Below are 5149 nucleotides of genomic sequence, written 5' to 3' on the forward strand. Positions count from 1 at the left end.
CCCTCAGGCCGCGCCGCGATGGATCACCAGATCACCACCTGCTTGTCGCCCTCGCGGACCATCGGCTGGCCCGGCTTGCACGAGAACGCGGCGGCGAAGGCCGGCAGGTTCGACGGCGCGCCGATCGCGCGGAAGTTGGCCAGGGCGTGCTCGTCGGTCTGCAGACGCACCTTCATCTCCTCGGCGGTGAAGTTGCGGCGCCACACCGTCGCCCAGTTGAGGAAGAAGCGCTGGTCGCGGGTGAAACCGTCGGTCTTCGGGTCCGGGGTGTCGCCGGCGGCCTTCTTCATCGCGTCGTAGGCGGTGGTCAGGCCACCGAGGTCGGCGATGTTCTCGCCGAGGGTGTGCTTGCCGTTGACGTGCTGGCCCGGGGCGGCTTCATAGGCGTTGAATTGCTGGATCAGCTTGTCGGTCAGACCCGAGAAGGCCTTGGCGTCGCTCGGCGCCCACCACACTTCCATGTTGCCGGTCGGTCCGAAACGCGAACCCTGGTCGTCGTAGCCGTGGGTCATTTCGTGCCCGATCACCGCGCCGATGCCGCCGTAGTTGGTGGCGTCGTCGGCCTTCGGATCGAAGAACGGCGGCTGCAGGATCGCGGCCGGGAACACGATCTCGTTCTGCAGCGGGTTGTAGTAGGCGTTGACCATCTGCGGCGGCATGCCCCATTCGGTCTTGTCGACGGGCTTGCCGATCTTGCCCAGGTTCCACTTGTAGTTGAACTCGTTGGCGGCCTTGACGTTGGCGTAGTAGCTGTCGCGGCTGGTAGCCAGGCCGTTCCAGTCGCGCCACTTGTCCGGGTAGCCGATCTTGGGCGTGAAGCTGGCCCACTTCTCGATCGCCTTCTTCTTGGTGTCGGCGCTCATCCAGGCCAGGTTCTCGATGCGCACCTTGAGGGCTTCGCTGAGGTTCTTGACCAGGGTCTGCATGCGCTCCTTGGATTCCGGAGTGAAGGCGACCTTGACGTACATCTGGCCCAGCGCTTCGCCGGCCTGGCCTTCGATGGTGTCGAGCACGCGCTTGCCGCGTTCCTTCAGTTCCTTCTGGCCGCGCAGGGTCTTGCTGTAGAAGTTGAAGTTCTCTTCGACGAAAGCGTCCGACAGGTACGGCGAGGCACCGTCGATGGCATGGAAGCGCAGATAGGCCTTCCACTGGTCGGCCGGGACGTCGCCGATCATCTTGCTGACTTCCTGGTGGAAGGCCGGCACGGCGAGCGAGAACATCTTCGGCAGGGCCACGCCCTGCGACTCGAAGAACTTGGTCCAGGAGAAGTTCGGCGTCAGCTTGTCGGCGTCGGCCGGGCTGACCGGGTTGTAGTACAGCGAGACGTCGCGCGACAGGGCTTCGCGCGACTTCGAGGCCTTGGCCAGGCGGGTCTCGAACGAGATCACGTCCTTGGCCTGCTTGGCGGCGTCGGCTGCCGGCGTGCCGCCGAGCTCGAGCACCTTGGCGATGTGGGCCTCGTACGCGGCGAGCTTGTCCTTGTGCTTGGCGTCGGAGTAGTACGGCGTGTCCGGCAGGCCCAGGCCGCCTTGCGAGGCGTAGGCGATGTTGTTGGCCGAATCCTTGAAGTCGGCTTNCGCCGAAGCCGAACAGCGGGTTGTCGCCGGTGGCGGCGGTCGTGCGCAGGTAGTCGGCGATCTTCTCCGCGCTGTCGAGCGCGTCGATCTTGGCCAGGTCGCCCTTCAGCGGTTCCAGGCCCTGGGCGTTGATCTTGGCCGCGTCCATGCCGGTCGACCACAGGTCGCCGACGATCTTCTCCACGCCGGTGGCCTTGCTGTCGGCCGCCGCTTGTTCGGCGATCTGGCGCTGCACTGCGGTGGAACGCTCATCGAGCATCTCGAACGCGCCCCACGAGGTGCGGTCGCCCGGGATGGCGTTGGCGGCGAGCCACTTGCCGTTGACGTATCCGCCGAAGTCGGTGCAGGCGTCCTTGGTGGTGTCCAGGTCGGCGACGACGAAGCGGTTGACCGGCGGCAGCTTGCTCTCGTCGAGCTTCAGCGCACTGGTTTCGGCGGGCTTGTCGGCGGCGGCCGGCGCGGCCGGGGCAGGGGTTTCCTGCTTGCCGCAGGCGGCCACGACCGTGGCGATGGCGAGGGACAACAGCAGGACTTGCGGTTTTTTGAAGGTCACAGCGGGCTCCAGCCGGAGAGGCGTTGGCGAAATACGAATCGGGAGTGTGGCGGATTTCGGACCGGCGCTGCTCGGCCTTTCCCGGATCACGGGCGGACGATAGTCCCGTTCCCGGGCCGGGAAGGGTGTCGAAGGTCATGTGGGGTGGCGCGAATTCGTTCAGTTTTGCCCGGTTTGTGCGGCCACTGCGCCGATTCCAGCGGTTCGCGCCGGACCCACCGCGCTGCGCCGACACTCGGCCGGGCGCGGCGCTCGCCGGAAGGCACACATTGCTCGCCGGGACCTTCCCAGGGGCCATGCTAGCGTTCGCCTTTGTCGATAGATGCGGAGTGCATTGCATGCGAGTCCATTTCCACGGTGCGGCCGGCGAAGTCACCGGTTCCCTGCACGAGGTCGAGGCCGGCGGCCATCGCATCTTGCTCGATTGCGGCATGATCCAGGGCAGCCCCGAAGCCGAACAGCGCAACTTCGATCCCTTCGCGTTCGACGTCGCCGCGCTGGATGCGTTGGTGATCAGCCACGCCCACATCGACCACATCGGCCGGGTGCCGTTGCTGGTGCGGCGCGGTTTCCGCGGGCCGATCTATGCCCAGGCCGCGACGGCCGACTTGATGCGCATCATGCTGCTGGACTCGGCGTCGATCGCCGAAAGCGAAGCCGAGCGCAGCAACCGCCGGCGCTCGCAAGGCCAGCCCGAAGCGCTGCCGCTGTACACGCGCGAAGACGTCGAGGCGACCATGCAGCGGGTCGAGCCGTTGCCTTACGACAGCCCGCGCACGATCCTGCCGGGCGTCGAAATCGAGTTCCGCGAGGCCGGCCACATCCTCGGCTCGTCCGCGGTGGAATTGCGCGCCGAAGGCAGAACGCTGGTGTTTTCCGGCGACATCGGGCCGAAGGGCACGCCTATCCTGCGCGACCCGGCGCCGATCGCGCAGGCCGACCTGGTGCTGATGGAATCGACTTACGGCGACCGTCTGCACAAGGACCGCGCCGAAACCATCCTCGAACTCGGCCGCATTCTCGAACGGGCCTGGAACGACGGCGGCAACGTGCTGATCCCGGCGTTCGCGGTCGGCCGCAGCCAGGAACTGTTGTACTGGTTCGCCAAGTACTGGGACGAGTGGAACCTGTCGCGCTGGCAGATCTTTCTCGACAGCCCGATGGCGGCCAAGGTGGTCGCGGTCTACGACCGTCATGCCGACCTGTTCGACGAAGACGCACTGCAAGTGTGGAAGGAAAAACCCAACCCCTTCCAACTCCCGAACCTGCGCCTGACCGCGAGCGCCGAAGAATCGATGGCGATCAACCGCATCGAGCGCGGCGCCATCGTCATCGCCGGTTCCGGCATGGCCAACGCCGGCCGCATCCTGCACCACTTCAAGCACAACCTCGGCAAGCCGCAGACCCATGTGGTGTTCGTCGGCTACCAGGCCGAAGGCACGATCGGGCGGCGCCTGGTCGACGGCGCGCAATGGGTGCGCATCCACGGCAAGGATGTCCGCGCCAACGCCCAGCGCCACACCATCGGCGGGCTGTCGGCGCACACCGACCAGAAGGGCCTGATCGAGTGGTACGGCCAGATCGCCGGTCATCCGCAGCTGGCCCTGGTCCATGGCGAAGACAAGGCGCGCGAAGCGCTGGCCGGGGAGATCGGCGAGCGCTACGGCATCGAGGTCAAGCTGACGCGGCCGGGGATGACGCTGGAGGTCTGATCGTCGCTGTGGCATGGCCGGCCGGCTGCGACTGGTCTGCCAGGCCGCAACTTCCGCGGCGCCCTATTCAGTTCGTTCAGGCGACGCCTGGGCCGACTCGCGAATCTGCCTAGCGCCCCTGGCTTGCGCTTTGACATGCAGCCCGCATGCGCTTAGTTTCCACCGGGTTGTGCTTGATGTTCCATTAGGACGTGCCGCTCGCAGAGCGGGCACAGCTGTCGGGCACGGGTGGGAACAGGGGGAGCGATGGGGAACCGTTTGCGCGTGCGCAATCCGGGCCAGGCGAGCTCGAATCCGAAATTCCGGCATACCGGAAGCCGCATCGCCTGCCTTCGAGCCGCCCTGGCGGCTGCCATCGTCGGTGCCGCCGCGGCCGGACCGGCGCTGGCTTCGGAACAGAACCCCGATGTCGATGCGGCGACGGGCACCCAGACGACCTATATCTCCGGATTGGTGCTGACCGCCGCGACCGGCGGCGGCGTGCCCGGGACGTCGTCTACCTCGATCACCGCAGGCGGACAGTCTTTCGGCGGCAATCCCCCCACCGCCTACGATCCGCGCATCGACCTGGTTTCCGAGACCTTCAATTTCCTTACCCCGGGCACCCTGGTCGTCGTGGCTGCAGGCGGGCAACAGGCCATGGGCACGCTGACCTATAGCTTCAGCCGTCCGGTGGTGAACCCGCGCTTCCATTTCGCCCGCCTCGGCGGCACCGGCGCCGGCGCTGGTTTTTCCTCGACCTTCATGACCGCGCCCGCGGGTTCGACCTGGACCGTGATCGGCGGTTTGTTGACCACCACGCTCGCGAATACGCGCTTGCGCGGTTCGTCCAATGCGCCCACGGTCGCCTGCGGCGACCCGGCGACCACCTCGGGTTGCGGCACCGCGCAACTCAACGGCACGTTCACTTCCATCCCGCTCGGGATCGGCATCGGCAACCCCACTGCGGCCACGCCCGGCGATCTGGGCGCGGACGGCTACGGCGTCACCATCACCGTCGACGAAGATTTCAGCGATGCGCCGACCAGCTACGGCATGGCCGGCCACGTCAATTCGGGCCTCACCCTCGGCGCCAGCCTGACGATCGACCCGACCCTGCCGTTGACGATTCCGAACGGCACCGCCTACATCACGCCGGCGCCGGCGACCAGCCCGCGCGCCAGCACCAACGCCGCCGGCGACACCGACAATGCCTTCGCCTCCTTGCCGATCGTGGGCGTCGGCACCTACAGCCTGTCGGTGCCGGTGGCCGGCTTCCAGACTGTCTCAGGCGCCTCGCCGCAGTTGTGCGGCTGGATCGACTTCAA

Annotated in this window: 2 protein-coding genes and 1 pseudogene; 2 read left to right on the forward strand and 1 reads right to left on the reverse strand. The window is 66.9% G+C overall.

What is annotated here, in order from left to right:
- Nucleotides 1-23: 23 nt before the first annotated feature.
- Nucleotides 24-2106, reverse strand: a pseudogene (locus ACTJJK_RS18180) (M13 family metallopeptidase).
- Nucleotides 2107-2468: 362 nt separating this feature from the next.
- Here ACTJJK_RS18180 and ACTJJK_RS18185 point away from each other — a divergent pair.
- Together ACTJJK_RS18185 and ACTJJK_RS18190 are read left to right on the forward strand one after the other, a co-directional pair.
- The gene (locus ACTJJK_RS18185; RefSeq protein WP_031372967.1) at nt 2469-3842 is read left to right on the forward strand and encodes an MBL fold metallo-hydrolase RNA specificity domain-containing protein; all 1374 of its coding nucleotides are present in this window, start codon (nt 2469-2471) and stop codon (nt 3840-3842) included.
- A gap of 246 nt (nt 3843-4088) precedes the next feature.
- The coding region (locus ACTJJK_RS18190) for a hypothetical protein (RefSeq protein WP_440730881.1) at nt 4089-5149 on the forward strand (1061 nt) is incomplete at its 3' end.

It is taken from the genome of Lysobacter sp. 22409 (assembly GCF_052045105.1).
GTDB classification, from domain to species: domain Bacteria; phylum Pseudomonadota; class Gammaproteobacteria; order Xanthomonadales; family Xanthomonadaceae; genus Lysobacter; species Lysobacter antibioticus_B.

Excerpts from the sequence above, each read along its gene's own strand:
- ACTJJK_RS18185 (WP_031372967.1), top strand. The coding sequence starts at position 2,469 with ATGCGAGTCCATTTCCACGGTGCGGCCGGCGAAGTCACCGGTTCCCTG.